Here is a 19714-nt window from a genome sequence, read left to right on the forward strand (position 1 = left end):
CCGCGCTTACTTTTACCAGATCATTTACACGACATTCCCGATGAAATCCAAAAATCTAGTTAGTCTTTCGGTTGCAGCCGTATTTTTCGTGTTGTCCATTACGGGTCTCCTGATCTATTTTGGACAAGGGTCTCATCTGGTCGATCACACACATGCCTGGTTTGGGGTGTTGTTTGTGGCCGCGTCGGTATTCCACATTGTCAACAACTGGTCGTCCATAACAGGCTATACCAAAAATCGCCGGACGGGAGCTATCCAGAAAGAATTCGTTATTTCGGTTGTTCTGGTGGCCATTTTTGCCTTAGGTATCGGGTTCGACTTACCGGTTTTCAAGAAACTGGCCAATGCGGGTAAAGACCTGTTCCGGGGCGAACGGCCAAAGAGCGGTCCAATGGCGCAACCTAAGGTCGATTCCATTGCCAGCGCGGTTGAAACAGCATACGCTGCGGCCTATATGAAAGGCGATACAGGCGCTTTAGCGGCCATTATGCCCGTTAAAACAGCGCTGCTCACGGAAGCCGGAACGATCCTAAGCGGTTCCGATATGCAGAAAAATATCCTGAAACGAACGGCCCGCGAGGTTATAAAAACAAAGGTCGACCATGCCGAAGCTCTCGACGACCACCTGATCCTGGTTTACGGTACGGCAACCAACTCGACCGCAACCTCGCCATCCGTATACACGCACCTGTTAAAAGAGCAGGATAAAAAGTGGCAGATCATTGCCGCCCAACGGGCCTTTCCATCGGTGCAGTAGGCGCGCATTAGCCCTGCTGCCTCTTGATATGCGGGGTCGGTTACTTATAACCGACCGAGGTTTTCAGAAACCTCATTCGTCATCGTTAAGGATCTGACTTCACCCGCGGTTAAAAATGCTGTAGGCATAAGTACCAAACAGCCTCTGGCTGTTTGAGATAAACGTACTAGCTGTTCATTCACTCAAACAGCCAGAAGCTGTTTGGTACTTATGGCTTATCACTCTTGCTCAGCACCTCTTCTACCGTTAATTCGGCCAGGGAGGGCGCAATCAGATCGGCCTGCCGGAGCACATCCGGCGAACCCAGTCCAACAACAAACATACCGCCCCGTTTGCCGGCCTCAACACCCGCCACGGCGTCTTCAAACACCACACATTCGTCGGGCCGAACGCCTAATTCGTCGGCTCCTTTCGTAAATACTTCCGGATCCGGTTTGCCCTTACTGATCTTAGTCCCGTCAATAATAGCATCAAAGGCGTCGGTCATACCGATGCGCTCCAGAATCAGGGGCGCATTTTTACTAACCGAACCAAGTGCCGTCTTCAACCCCGCCTGACGCACCTGTGAGAAAAAAGTGGCAACTCCCGGCAAAATAGCTTCGGGCGTCATTCGGCTGACCAGGTCAAGATACCATTCGTTCTTCTGATCCGCTAGTCTGGCTTTTTCTTCGTCGGGCAGTGTCAATCCACCATGGGCCAGAATAAGATCCAGCGACTCCATCCGGCTGACACCTTTGAGGCCCTCGTTAAACTCTTCCGAGATATCGAAACCAAGCTCCGTGGCCAGTCGTTTCCAGGCCTGATAGTGGTAAATCGCCGTGTCTACAATGACGCCATCGAGGTCAAAAAGAAAAGCTTTTATCTGACTCATTTGTGTTTAATTAGCTGTATAAAGCCCAAAGGTAGCCAGATTTAGGTAGGGAGCCATAACCGGGTAGCCACCTGTTACAGGACGACGACCAGCTTTCCTGTCGCTCGGTTACTTTCCATATACTGATGGGCTTCCACCAGTTGATCGAGCCGAAATGTCTTGTCGATGTTTAACGAAATAGCTCCTTTGGCCACGGCATCGATAAAATCCTGGAGCTGCTCTTTTCCCAAATTGCTGGCTTCGCCCATGTAAACGGTTAGCCTGCCCAGCGAGGGAATATCCCCCATCGGCGTGAATTCATTCATGGTCCAGCTGCCACCCAAAATACCGGTCATGCAAACGACGCCTTTGGGTTTAATACACGTCAGGGAATCCTTCAGGGTTGTGATACCCACCAGTTCCAGCACGTTATCGACACCCGCCGGATAGCGTTTCCTTACGGCTTCGTGGATATTTCCGTCATCCAGCAGGACGTGCGCAGCACCGTTATCCAAGAGCGCTTTCTGTTTATCGGCATTGCGCGTCGTGGCGATAACCGTTACGCCCAGATACGTTGCCAGCTGGCTGGCCAACATGCCAATAGACGAACTGCCCCCGCGAATAAGGAGGGTTTGGCCAGCCTTCACCTCGAGTGCTTCGTGCAACGACCCCGATACCGTTTGAAACATCTCCGGAATGGCCCCGAGGATGTGCCAGGGTAACTCACTGTCGAAGGGAATGATAATCTCAGTAGGAACCCGAACAAATTCGGCATAGCTCCCATCGAAATTGCGGCCCATTCCGCCCATACAAACGGCCACTTTCTGCCCTTTCGGGTAAACCCCGGATAAATCGTCTTCTATTTCACCGACGCATTCGATGCCCTGTATGATTGGAAATTCGACCCCCGGCGAATGCCCCTGCCGCGTAAACAGTTCGGATCGATTGAGCCCAAAGGCCTTTACGCGAATGATAACCCAGCCTTCTTTCGCCGTTGGCTGGGGTTTTTCCTGGATCTGGATCACCTCAGGAGGTCCAGATTGTGTGGTTATAGCGGCTTTCATCAGGTCGTTTTGGTCAAACTAAGTACATGACAAAGGTCGCCATTCAGGCACTGTTCTGACCATAAACAAGATTAATAAATACCCTTAAGGTAGGTTAAGGACAACATTACAATTTTGGCATGGGCTAATGTGACACCGGGTTATTGATTTACATTAAAAACCCTGGTAGCCCACAGCAAAAGCAGTGGGCTACCAGGGTTTCAACCCGGCGATTTATCAAGGCAAACTAATAAACCCGGTGTTTCAAAAATCCCACGTTGAAGAACTAGCTTCGGTCTGATACCTGATTAGAACTCATTTTCCCAATTCCAGCACCAGCGCCGATTTAGCGGGCAATTTTATCAGTTTGAGGTCGGTCAGTTTGGCATCGGTCAGCACATCGCGGGCCGACGTAAAGCCGTTCATCCGTTCAGCAAACCGGCCCGTGTCAAGCCCGATTTCCTTATCGCCCGTGTTCGTCGCCACCATTACGGTTTTGCTCCCATCATAGCGGAAGTATACGTATGTGCCATCCTGCGGCAAAAACTGCATTAGTTTACCCGTATGCAAAACGGGGTTGTCGCGCCGGTACGTAGCTAGTTTGCGGACAAACTGGAAAGCCGCATTTTCTTTGTCCGTTCGTCCGGCCGTCTCGAATTTATTCTCTTTATCGCCCGGAAAGCCGCCCGGAAAATCTTTGCGAACTTCGGCATCGCTGGGGTTTTTGGTGCCTTTCATCAGGATTTCAGTGCCATAGTACCAGTGCGGTATGCCTCGGGTGGTGAGCAGCCAGGTAACCCCAATTTTGTATTTATCGTAATCGTCGCCAATGACGGATAAGTAGCGATCCGTATCATGGTTTTCCAGAAAGGTCACCAGCCTGTTGGGATCGGCATACACGTCATCCTGGGCAAGCACCTGGTGAATCCGATTCACACCCGAGTCCCAGTCGAATTTTTGATTCAACGCATCGTTGAAGGCATTGTACAACACAAAATCCAGAGCCCCCGGCTGATTACTCTTGAACGGAAACCCCACCGTATTTTTCACAAAAAAGGCCTGCCCGACCGGGTTGTTCACGACAGATTCGCCAAACAGATGAATCTTCGGATACTCGTCCATCAACGCCTGATTACAGCGATTCAGGAACGCAAGATCATTGTATTTATACGTATCGATTCGCCAGGCATCGAGGCTGAACATTTCCGTCGACCAGATGGCGTGCTGAATCAGGAAGTTAGCGACGAATGGGTTACGTTGATTCATATCTGGCAAAAAAGGCGTAAACCAGCCATCCAACAGGGTTTTCTTATCGCCATTGGCTCCGTGCGGGTCATAAAGCGATTGCTCTTTATGAGTCGAGCCGGTATAGCTGGGCCACTCGTTGACCCAGTCTTTCATGGGTTTATCTTTAAAAAACCAGTGGTCGTCGCTGATGTGGTTATACACCGCATCCTGCACCAGTTTCATCCCCCGAGCGTGCAGGGCCTTGGCCAGTTCGATGTAGCCAGCGCTGCCACCAAACCGTTTATCGATTGCATAATGGTCGGTGAAGTGGTAACCATGATAACCCGCCTGGTTTCGGTCGGGGCCTTCTTTTTTGAGCGTTTCGTCGTTGTCGAGTACGGGGGTCAGCCAGAGCGCCGTAACGCCCAGATCTTTCAGGTAATCCAGCCGATTGATAATGCCTTTAAAGTCGCCCCCGTGGCGCAGGTATGGATTTTTGGTGTCGGCTTCCTGATCGAGCATATCCGGGAATTTGTCGTTGCCGGGATCCCCATTGGCAAACCGGTCCGGCATGATCAGGTAAATGAAGTCGGCCGCCGTCACGCCCTGTCCTTTCGGGGCTTTGTCGCGGGCTTTCAGGGCAAACGGCTGGGTCAGGGTCTGGCTCCCGCGCTTGCCCACAATCTGGATGGTTCCGGCTTTTGCAGCCGGGGCAATGGTCAGATCAAGGAAAGCGTAATTGGGATTGTCCACGGTATGCGTTTTCAGGAGTTTTACCCCGGCATAGTTGATCGTGTAGGTCAGGGTTCCGGCATTGGGGCCATACACCAGCAGTTGCAGGTTAGGATTTTTCATACCCACCCACCAGTTGGTGGGGTTCACACGCTGAATCCGGGCGGGCTGCGCCAGGGCGGGCGATAGACAGGCCGATAAGACGACGAGTAACGTAAAAACGATTCTTTTCATAGGTTGGTCGGCTATAAACGCACCAGACTCGGTTACAGACTGAGAATAATGCAACAATAACGTAAAAATAACCCAGCATTTTCGTCAAAAAAGGCCATAGTTTTGCGTTCAGCAACCCTATAGCTTGACCGGCTCCGTCTTCATTTACCGATATGCCTACGACATCCGTTGTTCCTCTGATCGACAAACTGATTATTTATCAGATTTTTACGCGCCTGTTTGGTAACCAGTCGACCACAAACCAGTGGAATGGGACTTATGCAGAAAATGGGTCCGGCAAATTCAACGACATCAACAATGCGGCACTCCAGTCCATTCGGCAATTTGGCGTTTCGCACGTTTGGTATACGGGGATTATCGAGCACGCTACCCAAACCGACTATTCGGCATATGGTATCCTGCCCGACGACCCGGCGGTGGTGAAAGGGCGTGCCGGATCACCCTACGCCATTAAAGATTACTACGACGTCGACCCCGATCTGGCGGTCAGTGTGCCCGACCGGATGGCCGAATTCGAGGCCCTTGTCCAGCGCACCCATGCCCACGGCCTAAAGGTCATTATCGATTTTATACCGAATCATGTGGCCCGGCAGTACCGGTCCGATGCCAAACCCCAGGGCGTGGTCGATCTTGGTCAGAACGATGACACATCTGTCGGTTTCGCTCCGGATAACAATTTTTATTACCTGCCCGGACAACCGTTCGTGGCTCCTCAACAGGCTGATGGACAGATGCCGTCGCAAAGGCTGAACGAATACCCGGCCAGGGTAACGGGCAGTGGTTCCATTACGGCCACGCCCGACCGCAACGACTGGTATGAAACGATCAAACTGAACTACGGCATCAACGTATTTGACGGAAGCCGTCATTTCGATCCCATTCCGGCCACCTGGAAACAGATGCTCGACATTCTACTTTTCTGGTCGGCCAAAGGCGTCGATGGTTTCCGGTGCGATATGGCCCATATGGTACCCATCGAGTTCTGGCACTGGGCCATCCGCCAGGTCAAACAGCGCTACCCTAACCTGATATTCATCGCCGAAATATACGAGCCCGGCTTATACCGCCCCTTTATTCTGGATGGTGGTTTTGATTACCTCTACGATAAAGTAGGGCTCTACGATGCGGTCCGGCGCCTGATGGAAGGCCATGGCTCGTGCTACGACCTGATCCGCGTCTGGCAACAGGAATCCGGTGATTTTGCCCAGCACATGCTTCGGTTTCTCGAGAATCACGATGAACACCGGATTGCCTCCCGTTTTTTTGCCAATAATCCCTGGGCCGCCGTGCCGGCCATGACCTTATCGGCAACCATGCATACGGGGCCCGTTCTTCTGTATTTTGGCCAGGAAGTTGGCGTTCGGGCAGCCGGTTCTGAAGGGTTCAGTGGCGACGATGGCCGGACAACGATCTTTGACTATTGGGGCATTCCTGAATGGCAACAGTGGCTCAGTCATGGACACTACAACGGCGCAGATCTGCCCGATGAGCAACGGCGGTTGCGGGCTTTTTACCAGCAGTTGAATTACCTCATCAATGGCTCCGATGCCATTCAAAACGGGTATTTCTATGATCTGCAATACGTGAATGATCATGGGCAAAGCGCCGGATACGACGCGCATCAGCTCTATAGCTACCTGCGCTACACCGATCGGCAAAAGCTGCTCATCGTCTGCAACTTTTCGCAGCACACGACCTACGACACCACCGTTGCCATTCCGGCGGCAGCGTTTGAGCATATGGGCATTGACCCCAACACCTTGCTTCAGCTAACGGATATTTTCCTCACCAACGAAAATCTGGAAGCCATTGGCCGAACGGGCATACCGTTGGTGCTTCCTCCCTGGAGTGTGCGGGTGCTGGAAATTAAATCGTAACTTCGTGGTGCATTTCGGGTGTCGTTTCCTCAACAGCCATACCCGAAAGTCCCCGCCCATTCATGACCAAATTCGTTACTGCACTTTTTCTGCTTTTTTTATCGCCACTCGTACAGGCCCAGGATACGACGTCCGGCGATTTACGGTCGTTGACCTTTGTGAGCGGCCAATCCCCGGCCGAAACGGCCCTGACCATCGGCAGGCAATTTCTGGGCAGGCCTTACATCCCGAACACGCTCGACCAGAACACAACGGAACAACTGGTTGTCGACCTCCGGGAATTCGATTGCACCACCTTTCTGGAAAGCGTGCTGGCGCTGACCCTGGCCTGGCAGGACGTAGCCAGCAAGCCCAGTCCGGTGCTTTCTGAGCAAACGTTTCGCAATTACCTGACCAGACTACGGTATCGAAACGGCCGGATCGATGGCTACGCCAGCCGCTTACACTATTTTTCGGACTGGCTCCGCGATAATGAACGAAAAGGACTGATCTCGGATGTGAGTGGTGAACTCCCCGGTAGTCTGATGGTTGCCAAGCCCGTTTCCTATATGACGTCGACAACCTACAGATATCCCCAGCTCAATAACCCGGATATTTTCAAACAGGTCGCTCTCACCGAGGCTTCCCTGAGTCAGCAGTCCTTTTCGTTCATACCGACCAAAAATATCCGGCAGGCCGAGGCCCAGCTCCGCGAGGGCGACATTGTCATGCTGATTGCAGCCCGCCCTGGTCTGGACATGAAGCACGTTGGTCTGGCCGTCCGGCAACCCAATGGCCGGATGCACCTGCTACATGCCTCGTCGGACCAGGGTATGGTGGTCATTTCGGCGTATCCCATCAGCGAGTATGTTCAATGGCACAAGCGTTTGTCGGGCATCCGGGTAGCCCGCTTAAAGTCTTTGCCGGGTAGTTTCGTCAATTCGGCCGCCCTGCAGGGGAAATAGCGGTATGCGGTACCCACGGTTCCCGGATCGTGGCGGTTTAAGTGACTTTTGGGCTTTGTGCACGCTAAACAAACGAGTCGTTCCAGGTTAGGAACCGGGTAATATACCCAACGAATACGCTTATGCCAACACGTAAATTCATTCGTTTCCAACTGGCGGTTCTGGTCCTATTGACTGGCGGTTGTGGGTCATCCAACCACCAGTCGGCACCGGGCTTCTCCACAGACTCGATACCCTGGGTAACTTATTCCATCGACACGATCCCCAAAGACGCCACCCTATTCAAGGAAGCCCGCAAGGTGGGTATCATGCATGACGACGACCTGGCTGAAGTATCTGGGTTAGCCGCAAGTCGTATCCATACGGGCCACCTTTGGGCCGAAGAAGATTCGGGGAATGGCAATCAAATTCAGTTGATCAGTCCCACCGGCCAGATCGTGGCCCGGTTCAGCATCGAAGGAGCGAAAAATCGGGATTGGGAAGATATAGCCGTCGGACCGGGTCCAATACCCGGAAAATCCTACATTTACGTAGCCGATATCGGGGACAACCGGCGCTGGCGTTCCGAAAAAATCATTTATCGTTTTCCCGAACCAACCCTTGCCGGGCCAACTCGCCCCTTTGACGGGCAGATTACCAATGCCGAAGCCATTCGGCTACACCTGCCCGATGGCTCACAAAATGCCGAAGCGATTCTGCTGGACCCAATCACCAGAGACCTGTTCCTTATTTCCAAAGGCACTTACTCGGCCATTTACCGGGCCGCTTACCCACAGTCGCTGACCCAGTCTACCCAGATGACGCCCCTGCTGCGGATTCCCTTCGACCATGCCACATCGGCAGCCGTATCGACGGATGGCCACGAAATTCTGATTCGAACCTACGAGCAGATTTTTTACTACAGCCGCCGGGAAGGAGAAACCGTTGGCGATGCCCTCGCCCGTATACCCCGACGGCTCCCACTGGCCTACGAAGTACAGGGCGAAGCCATTAGCTGGACAATCGACGGGTCGGGTTATTACACCAGCACCGAGAAATCATTTACCGCAAAACAGTTTATTTATTTTTATCCGCGCAAAAGGTAGCCGTCACCCACGTAACAATTTTATAATACCGCCGGTATGCCGGAATCGTTTACTTTCGTCTGGCATTACGATCTAATTACCTGAATGATACGCCACTGGCTAAATGAACTAATGAATCTGGTTGCTGGAAACAGCCGATACGTGGAGTATGAGCGATCCTGGCAACTTGTTTTTTTACTTGTTCTCCTCTTCCTGCTAACCGTTCCCGGGCTGCTTTATTTTCTGACCTGAAGTCAGCGGCCAGACTGCGTTGTGGCGGTATTAGCTTTGGGTCTGGCTCCCCAGTACCGTAGCCAACTGCTTGCCGTCAGGAACGCCCAGCCCGGTGCAGGCATCCCAACCCGCTCCCGCCTTGTAGCCTTTGTTGCCCGTCGTTGTGCTGTTATTTCCCTGAGTTATATCCCGAAACGCTTTTGGATTCGCGTAGAGGATAGGGTGAATAAAGCCAGCGGCTTTGCCCCGCTGCTGGTTGATCAGGGCAATCAGACCGGCCATTAACGGCGCTACGGCACTCGTTCCGCCAATGATCAGGTTGCTGCCATCGACCCGAACAGCATAGCCCGTGGCGGGGTCCGCTACGGCTGCTACGTCGGGGACGCCCCGGCCAATTCGTTTTTTGTCGTTCACCGATGCAGGAACATGGCTCTTCTGCTGATAGTCGGGCAGGTCGAACGCGTCGCTTATGCCGCCCCCCGTGGCGCTGGTCTTGCTTTCGTGCCAGACCACTTCGGCCGAGATGGAGTTGCCCGAAGCGGTGAGCTTTGTGCCTCCGCAAGCCAGCACAAACGGGCTCGACGATGGGAAGTCGACATGCGCTTTTCCATCCCCAACGCTATCGTCAGAACCGGTATCGCCCGCGGCTGCGCAAACCGTTATCCCCAAGGCGGCTGCCGCCTGAAAGGCCTGATCGAAGGACGTAAGCGCCTGCGGTGTCCAGTTTTTTTCAGCGGCTCCCCAGCTAATGGAAATAACGGATGGTTTGTATTTTGTATCGTGAATGGCCGTGGTGATGGCATCCAGGAACCCCTGATCTGTATTAGGCGCAAAATAAACGACAATGGTAGCGCCCGGTGCAACGGCTCCGGCCACTTCGATATCGAGCATTACCTCGCCATCGGCCCCGTCGGCGGTACTGGGTGCGTTGAGTCCACCATCGACCGAAACGGCCACCACTGTCGGCGGCTTCAGGCCTAAACCCGCAAAATAAGTGGTGATGTCTGCCTTTCGAAAGCCACCGCCCAGCTCAATGATGGCGATGCTCTGCCCTTTCCCCGTTACACCCGTCGGAAAGTTGTACAGGCTGGCCAGTTGGGGTGGCGTAAAGGAGACACTCGTTGCCAGGGGAGCAATGTGCGTTCCTGCCTCTGTCTTCAGAACCTGAAAATGAGCCTGTGCCTGCGGCCGATTGTCTAAGCCAAAGACACCTTCGATGGCGTCGACCAGTTCCAGCGGCACATTGATCGGCCCCGTTCGGCCCCGAAACTCCGTGCCATCGGCGGTGCGGTAATTGGTTAACAGGACGCCAAAGGCCCGTTCCATCTGGGCCACGGTTCCCCGCAGCAACACCGTCCGGCGGGCCGCACTCTGGTCGACCAAGCTCAGATCATAGGTTGTCGCGAAGGCTTCTACCTGTCTGATAACGGAAGGATCAGCCCCGAACCGCCCCGCATAGGCACTGCGGCTTACGACGCTCTCAACGGGATTACTGGTGCTGACCAGCGGATCCAGCGACTGCTTTCGACGGATTCGAACCGTAATGGTCAGCACGTCATTGGGATCAAGTGTCTGGATCGGGCTAGCATCCGGAGCCGATTTTTCGCTACCGGGCAAAGGAACAAGTTGATCGAAAGCGCTCATACAGGTAAGTCGGGGAAGGTAAATCGTTGGTACAGCACCTCTTTAACGAATCCCGCCCGCGTTTGTCAGATTAATTTTTGATTAATCTGACGGCTTACTCAGTGGTCAATGGCGACCTAAGGCAACACACACCTGCTGTACCAGCCGGGGCCCATCCAGCGGCCATATGAAGTGACTCCGGTTCCACACTGTCGTCTAAACTACCGTTACTAACCTATGATGATAGCCCGGTCCGCTTCGGTTTGCCGGGCTTTTTTTAGTCTGTTTTCTCAGTTGTATCCAGCTTTTGTCTGATTCGCCGGAGGGTTTCCCGGCTTGCGTTATCACCCGCCCGCAGGCCAAGTATGGCCAGTTCCACTGTTTTTCTGACGTTGAACGTCGATTCCCAGTCAGAGATCTGGAAGTACCCTTTGGGCGGTAATTTCCGGCCTTTGAAGAAGGCAATTAGTTTCTCATCATCACTATGCATCGGGCAAAGGTACCCTGTGGTCCCCTTCCCGCTGTTCAAAAAAAAACTATCTGATTCAATGGATCGGTCCCAAAGAATGGCCTGACTAGCCAGATTACTGGTTTACAACTAGGGATCGAACGGACATAACGGCCCGCGGCTTTACCTCTGGAGCCAGCCTTCTGAAGGGAGTTCCCGGCCCAAAGTAACTATGCCTGCCTGATGTTTTCTAGTAGAAACTAACTAGTAACTTCCGGTAGACCATGTAACCCTTTAAGAGATACCACAAACTATCCTACACTCCTCATTAACTAGCTAAAGAAAGAAAGAGGCAATTTAACAGGGCACAGAAATATATACTTATAAAGATAGTATATACATTAAATTAGTCAAACTGACCACTTTACTAGCCAAAATAGTATCCTAGCCTATACGTTATTAGGACAAAAGTTCGCCCTATTAATAAAGATGCGCTTTTGCAAAAAATTACTATTTAATATAATCTATACTCCCATATACATCAATATATAGTTACCGTTTAATATTTAATATAAACTACTACATTACTTATATACAAAACAGTGAATTTCATAATAAAAAGGGTTTAAGATTAAAAAGAGATTAAAAATAGATTAATTCTGAACCATGTAGTCTGTTACCAAAACACTCAACAAGTGCCTAAAACAGGTGTGCTTTAATACTTTTTTACTCTAAACCCATACACATGTATAACTATACAAACAATTAGTTATAATTTATCTTCATTCTTGCGCACATATACTCATCCGTAGAAATCACTATATACTTAAAGGCGCTGACCCGTGTCTACGCCCCGTTTTTGTCGAAAAGATTATCGAATGGAATTATTTGTAAATTTACTTCATCGTGTTTCAGTAAACATGAGCAAGCACCCAGTTATCTACATCTATGATCTTTTCTACACCTGCTATGTCAACCAGACAAAATTTTGTCTTTACCATTCCTACTACGCCAGCCTGGGCCAGTAGTCATGAACATCAAGTTCACGGTGTTATCTAATTACGAGAAATAACTATCGCCGGATTTAGCCCATCAGAATAATGTGACATTTTTTAATGTTCTCTGGTGGTGTATACTCCATACATCGAAAGGCCTATTTCTGTTCTCACCCAGTCAGGGAAGAATACACGTTGTCATTGACCTATACTTTACATAGGCTGGACGTCCTATGCGCGGATTTTATTTGTCTAGTTTATTCAGATAAATAGCGCGTATGGGGTAAACCACCCTGCATTCTTAGTAGACAATACGGTTCCCGGTCAGAACGCTGGTGATCCATGTTACCCCAGTTGCTCTGGTTTACTCATCATGTCAATTGAGCAAGTAGTTGGCATTTAATTATTCAATCACGTTTCACTATCACACAAAAACCTTTACATGAAAACTGCAAAACCGAACATCAAGTTGCTCTTTTACGGGTTTTGTCTGGCAACCGTCCTGTACAATTGTAAAACGAAAGATGTTGATTCGCTGACGCCTTTCACCTACACCTTCAAGGGATTTACGGATGTCAAACTGCCTGACGTCAAGCCAACGGCACCGGCTGCTGTTTCGGTTACATCGGCTTCGGTTACCTCCTCCACCGCTGCCGCTGCCGTAAGTTCCGGTTTATCCAGCATGAGCGCCACCGGCGTCGTGCCAGCCTCGGTACAACAGGCCGCCAGCGATGTCGGTAAAGCCATTACGCCAGCCGCTGCCTCGCAGCTTTCGGCCAGCTTCACGCCCGACGTCATCAAAACCATGTCGACCACGGGGGAGATTCCGGCCAACCTGAAAAGCCAGCTGACCGCCCTGAGCAACAATTCAGCGCTCAAAGCGTATCTGCCAACGTTCACCCTGCCGACCGTGAATGGGAAAGCAGTAGGCGGACGCGTGGGGGCTACCTCGGGCAGTAACATTGTTGCTACCGTAGCAACCGCCAACGCAGCGCTGGATGACGACGCCTGTAAGGCAGCTGCCAACGCAGCCTATAACACAGCGCTGGCCGGTCTGCAGGCAATTCAGGCCAGCCAGACAGCGGCTATCAATGCGAATTTTACTCAGATCCAGACGGGAATCTCGGCCGAGAGTGCTCCCTGTAAGGCTGGTCTAACGGCGAAGTACACACCCCTGCGGGCCGCAGCGCAACAGGCATTCGACGCGGGCATGGCCAGCCTGGATGCAAATAAAGCCCTATTGGGCGGTGCCTACGATCTGCTGAGGTTACTATACCTGGCAGCGCTGGCCGATGCCAATGACGTTTTCACCAAGCTACAGGCTGCCGAAACAACCGCCTGCGATGCCGTTGGAGCCGCTAAACTGGTGAACGCCCAGGCTGCCCGCGACAAAGATCTGAGCACGATCAACAGCAACTTCAATGCAGCCGCAGGCTCGCTCAAGGCAACCCTGACGAAAGCGACGGCCAGCTGCCACAACCAGGGCAATGGCGGTTGATTTTCAGATGCTTCCACACAAGAGACACGTTTGCAGTAACTCACACCGAATCAGTACGATGAAAACAAATTACCTTTTTTTATCAGTCGCTGCCCTCGTAGGCGGCCTGTTTGCCGGACCCTCTGCTGTACAGGCGCAGGTCAATCTGAAAAGTATCAGCGTAGGGGCCAGTTACTGGAAACCCTCGCTCGACTACTGGAACGAACGCTCCATGCTGCTCGACTACAATGCCGGCAAAGGCGCAACCTTTTCGGGTGGCATTATGCCCTCAGCCGCTCTTGAAGTAGGCCTTACCCAGGGTCTCTCCATCGGGGGCCGGGTTGGCTACTGGAAAAACTCCGTTTCGGGGGATGTCAGCGTGGGGGGCACAAACCGGTCCGAAAAACTGACGCTTTCCATTATTCCGGTCTCGCTCGATCTGAAGTACACCTTTGCCAAAGCGGCTCCCGTGAGTACAACAACCAAAGAAGCAGGCAGTGAACCCAAAGCGCCATTCCTGACGCCCTACCTGGGGGTGAGCGTGTCCCGTTATTTTATCAATAACGATTTCTCGCGGCAGGTAGTGGGCAATACGGGATCGGTCAGCGAAACCCAGTCGGGCAATAACTACGGCCTGCAGGTGTTTGTGGGTGCCGAGAAAAAACTGGTGAAGAAACTGTTCCTGGCGCTCGACGTCCGGTATCATCTGGGCAGCTACAACCAGGTTGTCAAAAGCGAGACAAGCAGCACAACCCAGAAGGTGAGCCTCAACGGGCTGGAAGCCGGTCTCTCCCTGAAAGTCAAATTCAAGTAAGTAAACCGAACGCAGGACATTGTCCCGGATGGATCGAGCCGATCATGGTCTGATTCTCCGGTACAACTCACAGGCCTCCGGGCAGCCCTTCGTTCATCCTGTTCATTTTTCAGCCCCTATCGGCAATGATTTATCACAGTACTATACGTAACGTATATACTACATCGTTCAATCTACTCACCGTTTTGAAGACCGTTCAAAAGGTTTTCATGCTGGGTGTAGTGCTCTGCCTTGGGCTTCCGGGGCTGGGCTGGGCGCAGGTAAATATTTCCGGTAAACCAGGGTTGATCTACATTCCCTCGGCCGAGGTAGTGGCGGATGGGACGTTCTCGTTTGGGTATGGGTTCAACCCATCGAGCTATGCGTTTCGCTTCAATAAGAAGAATTCGGAAAGCATCTGTTTTGTCAATCTGTCGATACTGCCCCGGCTGGAAGTAAATATCAATTTGCTGAATCCGAATGGCCCGATCGGCTTTAGCGGCCGTGGCATTGGCGACCGGCAAATCGACATTAAGTATGCCGTGTTGACCGAGACGGCAAAGCGGCCATCGGTAGCGATCATTGTTTCGGCACCGTTTGGCATCGACAACTCGCTCATCACCAATGCGCTGGTAGCGACCAAGCATGTCGACCTTTCGAAGTCGATATCGGCGGCCTTTACCCTCGGCATGGGGAGCCCTTATTCGCTCTATCGGTCTGAGGTGAAAAATGACCAGGATTCTGACATTTTCACGGGCTATACCTTTTCCGACAAGCGCGACAAGCCTTACTATTACTTGGCCGGGCCGTTTGGGGGCGTTAACCTCAATCTTAACAAGAAAGGGGGGTTCATGGTGGAGTGGGATTCGCAGCATGTCAACGTGGGCGCGTATGCCTTGCTGTTCAAGCACTGGACCGTTCAGGCGGGGCTGCTGAACGGCGATCAGGTGACGGCGTCAACCTCCTACGCCCTTCCTTTACTCCGTAAACCGAAACGACCATGAGGAGCGGCTTGATGAGGGAAAAACGCCACGGGTTGGTGGCCTGGTTGCTGGGAATGACACTCTTGTTGAGTGGCTTGTCCGACGGCCTTGCCCAGTCGCGTAAGGGGCTGTCCAACCTGGAAAACGTGCTGGTGGACAGCACCGAACACCGGGTATATTACGAGCAGCGGCTGTATCGAAACCCGTTCATGGGAATGCTGGATGCGGCACAACCCATGGCGGCCAGGGGCATACAGACGTTTGTTCCCCTCTACCAGGGGGTGCCCATTGCCCAATACCGGCTGGACACCACGGTAACCACCACGATCCTGTCGCGGCAGGAACGGCAACGGTTTGCAAAACAGCATCCGTTCGACAGCCGGGCCTATAAGTTCGATTTTCGTTTGCAGCCCGAGTTCATTGCCCAGTTCGGGTACCGGGAACAGACGGTTGAAGCGAAAACGAATCTGTTGCTGCAAAGCCAGTTGTACCTGAACCGGGGGCTGGTGCTGAACTGGGGGGTGCTGTTCCCCATTGCGAATCACCTGGACAACCAGGGCCTGAATGTGCGGCCCGCGCCGACCTTTCTGAACCAGTTTCTGGCGCTGGACGGGGTCAATTTTATGAGCCTGTCGGCGGGGTTATTTTATTCGGATCAGTATGGCGTCAATGTGCAGTACCGCCATGCTGATCTCACCAAAAACTGGTCATATGGTCTGGAAACGGGCCTGACGGGGTTCTATTTCTTCCCGCAAAACGGGTTTTATTATGAATCCATGCGTAATGTTCTGCTCCTGGCCGATGTGGCTTACCGACTGCCCCGGCACGATGTGACGATCAAGGTATCGGGCGGACAATATCTGCACCAGGACCGGGGAGTGAGACTGGATCTCATCCGGCAGCTGGGCAATGTGGAAGTGGGCTTTTATGCCAGCAAAACGGTAAACGGGGGAACGGGTGGTTTCAACTTTGCCATTCCCCTGGCACCCGGACGGATTGCACAGGGCCAGCGGGTACGGCTGCGCACAACGGAAGAGTTTCGCTGGGAATATGCCTATAGCCGGGGCTACAACATTGCGTCGCGCTATAAAGTCGGTTACCAGTTGGATGCGTTGCTGCGGCAGTATCATAGCCGGTATATACAGAATCAGTATCGTTAGTTAATGACTTTTACCCTTATGAAATTACGCGTGCTGCGTGCCCAGGCTGGGTGCTTGTTTCTTGGTTTGGTGGCGTGTTTATCGGGTTGCATCTCCAGCAAGGAGCTGGTGCTGTACCAACAAAGTGCGGCAGGTACTGACACAACCGTTGCGCTGGCTCCCCGCTACGTTCCGACCATTAAACCGGGAGATGTGCTTTCTGTGCAGGTCAGTAGCCTGAGCCCCGAAGCCACCACGTTCTTTAATCCCTATGCCGCCATTACCCTGGCCGAACGGGCCGGATCACCCCAAACGGTAACGCCCACCACACCCCTGCCCTACACGCCCGGCTATGTCGTGAGCGAGGAAGGGCAGATTGAACTGCCCCTGATGGGCCAGCTCACCGTGGCAGGCCTCACCAACAGCCAGGCGGCCGCTCAGATCAAGACCAAACTGCTCGACTTCCTGAAAGAACCCACGGTCAACGTCAGGAATCTGAACTTTCAGATTGCCGTATCGGGAGAAGTGGCCCGGCCCTCGCTCTTCTCGATCCCCAACGAACGCATATCCTTACCCGCAGCCCTGGGGCTGGCCGGTGACATTACCATCTACGGCCGCCGGGACAATGTCCTGATTATCCGTGAGGAAAACGGCAAGCGGACCTTTAACCACATCGACCTGACGAAACGGGATGTTTTCAAATCCCCATACTACTACCTGCATCCCAATGATGTGGTGTATGTAGAACCCGGCAAGGCCCGCGTGAACAACGCCGACCAGACATTCCAGCTTTTACCCATTATTATCAGTGCTCTATCCTTTATCGCCATTATAGTTACGCGCCTTTAACACCAGCCAACATGGTAACCAATAATTTATACACCCCCTCTCAGGCTTACGAAGTAGAACCGGAGACCAACTTACGAGCCATGCTCATGCGCTATGTGCGCAACTGGCCCTGGTTCGTGCTGTCGCTGGTACTGGCGCTGGGAGCAGCCTACGTTTATCTGCTTTACCAGCCACCGGGGTATAAAGTAAAAGCCAGCCTGCTGATCAAAGACGAAAAGAAAGGCATGGATGGGACCAGCATGTTGAAAGAACTCGACATTTTTACGCCTAGTAAGGTCGTGGAAAATGAAATAGAAATTCTGAAGTCCTATACCCTCATGGATCGGGTGGTGACGAACCTGGGCCTCGATGTGCACTACTACACGCCCACCCGGACGGTGAAAAAAGAGATCTATGGCGACTCCCCTATCCGCCTGTTGGTGGAGAAACCGGTGGCCCAGTTACCCGACGAAGCCCTGGAGTTTACGTTTAAAGACGCCAGGACGGTGATGTTGAACGGGCAGCCCTACCCCGTGAACCAGAGCATCCGGACACCCTACGGCCAGCTCCGCATACTGACCCGTAAGCCCATTAGCAATAAGATGGAGCCCGTTGTGGCCACCCTGGGTGATCATACAGCTACAGTAGAAGGGTATCTGGGCAACCTGACGGTTGAGCCGACGACCAAACAGGCTACCGTGCTGATGATGACCCTGGATGAAGCCGTCCCTGACAAAGGCGTGGCCATCCTGAACCAGATCATCAATGAATATAACAAGGAGGCCGTTATCGACAAAAACAAGGAAGCGGGCAATACGCTCAGCTTTATCGAAAACCGCCTGGGCCTGATTTCCGGGGAGCTCTCGACTGTGGAGAAAGAAGTCGAACTCTATAAATCGACCCAGGGCATTACGGACCTGGGCGTGCAGGCGCAAACCTTCCTGACCACTGTTCAGGGCAACGACACCCAGTTGAATGAGGTCAACATTCGCCTGAGCGCCCTGGGTGATGTGGAACGGTATTTGCAGCACCAGGCCGGGCAGAATGGCCTGGCTCCCGCGACCCTGGGGCTGAGCGATCCGATTTTGACTGGATTATTGGTAAAAGTATCCGAACTGGAAGCGAAACGCGATGAAGTGTCGCGCACTATGTCGCCCAACAACCCGCTGGTTCAATCGCTGGATAGCCAGCTGAAAACCCTGAAAGCGAGCATCAACGAAAACGTGCAAACCATCCGGCAGCAACTGACCAGCAACCGGGGGCAATTGGTGGCCAACAACCAACGCCTGGAAGGCATGATTAGGACGGTGCCAGGCAAAGAGCGGGCCCTGCTCAACATTACGCGCCAGCAGGCGATCAAAAACGGCCTGTATACCTACCTGCTGCAAAAACGCGAAGAAACGGCCCTTTCGGCAGCCTCTGCCATTCCGGACAGCCGCATTGTAGACAGCGCACGGGCCGGCAGTAAACCGGTAAAACCCGTAAAGATGATGATTTTTGCCATCTTCAGCTTATTGGGTTTATTAGTTCCGGTCGGCTTTTTAACTGCTAAAGATGCCCTGAACAATCGGGTATTGCACCGGGCTGATGTAGAGGACGTAACCCAGGTGCCTATTCTGGGTGAGGTAGTCAAAAGCCGCCAGATCACCATCGACAACATGGTGTTCAAACCCCGGCTACAATCGGTCATTGGTGAGCAGATCCGTACGCTACGGACCAACCTGCACTTTTTGCGAAGTGACCCTAATGCGCCCCAAGTGGTCCTGTTCACCTCCAGCATAAGTGGCGAAGGCAAGTCCTTTATGTCGCTTAACCTGGGGGCCAGCCTGGCCCTGGTGAATAACCGAACGGTGATTCTGGAGATGGACATGCGCAAGCCCAAACTCCACAAGAGCCTCCATATGGAAAACCACTCAGGATTGAGCAATTACCTGATTGGGGAAGCGACCATCGACGAACTACTGCAGCCTGTTACCGGCTACGATAACTACTTCATTATTACCGCAGGACCGCTGCCCCCAAACCCGGCGGAGCTGTTGAGTTCGCCCCGGCTGGGGAAACTGTTCGAGGAATTGAAAGAACGGTTCGATTACATCTTGGTAGACTCCCCACCCGTAGGGCTGGTGACAGACTCCCAACTGATTGCTCCCTATGCCGATGCGACCCTGTTCATGGTGCGCCATGATCACACACCCAAGAACTCGATCAAGATGGTGGATGTGCTGTTTAAGGAGCAGCGTTTCCAGCGGCTCAGCATCATTCTGAACGGCGTGGGCGAAGGTGAATCCTACTACTACAATTATAACTACGGTGAGTATTATGGCGGCAGCGAAAAGAAAAAATGGCTGGGCAACGGGAATGCCTGACCGTGACGCGGATCGCAAGAGCGCTCCCGATCCTGTTCGCCTTACAACAACCTAAAGTAACCATAAACATTGCTTCCTCACTCCACAATCAACCCAACTA

15 protein-coding genes are annotated in these 19714 nt (G+C 52.6%); 10 read left to right on the forward strand and 5 right to left on the reverse strand.

Features of this window, described 5'->3' with window-relative positions; all coding sequences use genetic code 11:
* Positions 1–40 precede the first annotated feature (40 nt).
* Positions 41–757 (forward strand): DUF4405 domain-containing protein, encoded by a 717-nt coding sequence (locus ACYVAM_RS02625; RefSeq protein ID WP_461063622.1) that lies wholly within the window; start codon positions 41–43, stop codon positions 755–757.
* Between the two features lie 208 nt (positions 758–965).
* On the opposite strand, the gene pgmB is transcribed toward ACYVAM_RS02625, so the two are convergent.
* The 3 genes from pgmB to ACYVAM_RS02640 all read right to left on the reverse strand — a co-directional run bounded on the left by pgmB (position 966) and on the right by ACYVAM_RS02640 (position 4843).
* On the reverse strand, positions 966–1628 hold the full coding sequence (pgmB, locus tag ACYVAM_RS02630; protein ID WP_461063624.1) for a beta-phosphoglucomutase: 663 nt from the start codon (positions 1626–1628) through the stop codon (positions 966–968).
* Between the two features lie 74 nt (positions 1629–1702).
* Positions 1703–2671, reverse strand: coding sequence for a zinc-binding alcohol dehydrogenase family protein (locus ACYVAM_RS02635; protein WP_461063626.1), 969 nt, complete (start codon positions 2669–2671; stop codon positions 1703–1705).
* 294 nt (positions 2672–2965) lie between these two features.
* Complete coding sequence (locus ACYVAM_RS02640) at positions 2966–4843, reverse strand: glycoside hydrolase family 13 protein (protein ID WP_461063628.1); 1878 nt, start codon at positions 4841–4843, stop codon at positions 2966–2968.
* Positions 4844–4995: 152 nt separating this feature from the next.
* Between ACYVAM_RS02640 and ACYVAM_RS02645 the strand changes: the two genes are divergently transcribed.
* The 3 genes from ACYVAM_RS02645 to ACYVAM_RS02655 all read left to right on the forward strand — a co-directional run bounded on the left by ACYVAM_RS02645 (position 4996) and on the right by ACYVAM_RS02655 (position 8749).
* Positions 4996–6720, forward strand: a complete 1725-nt coding sequence (locus tag ACYVAM_RS02645) for an alpha-amylase family protein (protein ID WP_461063630.1) — start codon at positions 4996–4998, stop codon at positions 6718–6720.
* Positions 6721–6782: 62 nt separating this feature from the next.
* Positions 6783–7664, forward strand: coding sequence for an N-acetylmuramoyl-L-alanine amidase-like domain-containing protein (locus ACYVAM_RS02650; RefSeq protein WP_461063632.1), 882 nt, complete (start codon positions 6783–6785; stop codon positions 7662–7664).
* Between the two features lie 122 nt (positions 7665–7786).
* Positions 7787–8749 carry a hypothetical protein gene (locus ACYVAM_RS02655; RefSeq protein WP_461063634.1) on the forward strand — a complete coding sequence of 321 codons (963 nt, stop codon included), beginning with the start codon at positions 7787–7789 and terminating at the stop codon, positions 8747–8749.
* A gap of 261 nt (positions 8750–9010) precedes the next feature.
* Here ACYVAM_RS02655 and ACYVAM_RS02660 read toward each other — a convergent pair whose 3' ends face one another.
* Positions 9011–10606 carry a S53 family peptidase gene (locus tag ACYVAM_RS02660; protein ID WP_461063635.1) on the reverse strand — a complete coding sequence of 532 codons (1596 nt, stop codon included), beginning with the start codon at positions 10604–10606 and terminating at the stop codon, positions 9011–9013.
* A 256-nt stretch (positions 10607–10862) separates the two neighbouring features.
* A complete protein-coding gene (locus ACYVAM_RS02665; protein WP_461063636.1) occupies positions 10863–11075 on the reverse strand; it encodes a DUF6965 family protein in 213 nt (70 codons plus the stop codon).
* 1395 nt (positions 11076–12470) lie between these two features.
* Here ACYVAM_RS02665 and ACYVAM_RS02670 point away from each other — a divergent pair.
* From ACYVAM_RS02670 to ACYVAM_RS02695, 6 genes are all read left to right on the forward strand, one after another.
* Positions 12471–13526: a hypothetical protein gene (locus ACYVAM_RS02670; protein WP_461063638.1), complete on the forward strand. Its 1056-nt coding sequence runs from the start codon at positions 12471–12473 to the stop codon at positions 13524–13526.
* Positions 13527–13584: 58 nt separating this feature from the next.
* Positions 13585–14319: a hypothetical protein gene (locus tag ACYVAM_RS02675; protein ID WP_461063640.1), complete on the forward strand. Its 735-nt coding sequence runs from the start codon at positions 13585–13587 to the stop codon at positions 14317–14319.
* A 185-nt stretch (positions 14320–14504) separates the two neighbouring features.
* Complete coding sequence (locus ACYVAM_RS02680) at positions 14505–15302, forward strand: YjbH domain-containing protein (protein ID WP_461063642.1); 798 nt, start codon at positions 14505–14507, stop codon at positions 15300–15302.
* Complete coding sequence (locus ACYVAM_RS02685; RefSeq protein ID WP_461063644.1) at positions 15299–16441, forward strand: YjbH domain-containing protein; 1143 nt, start codon at positions 15299–15301, stop codon at positions 16439–16441. The genes ACYVAM_RS02680 and ACYVAM_RS02685 overlap by 4 nt, the downstream gene beginning before the upstream one ends.
* 18 nt (positions 16442–16459) lie before the next feature.
* Positions 16460–17269, forward strand: coding sequence for a polysaccharide biosynthesis/export family protein (locus ACYVAM_RS02690; RefSeq protein ID WP_461063646.1), 810 nt, complete (start codon positions 16460–16462; stop codon positions 17267–17269).
* An 11-nt stretch (positions 17270–17280) separates the two neighbouring features.
* The gene (locus tag ACYVAM_RS02695) at positions 17281–19614 is read left to right on the forward strand and encodes a GumC family protein (protein WP_461063648.1); all 2334 of its coding nucleotides are present in this window, start codon (positions 17281–17283) and stop codon (positions 19612–19614) included.
* Positions 19615–19714: the final 100 nt, after the last annotated feature.

Source organism: Spirosoma horti (assembly GCF_054776595.1).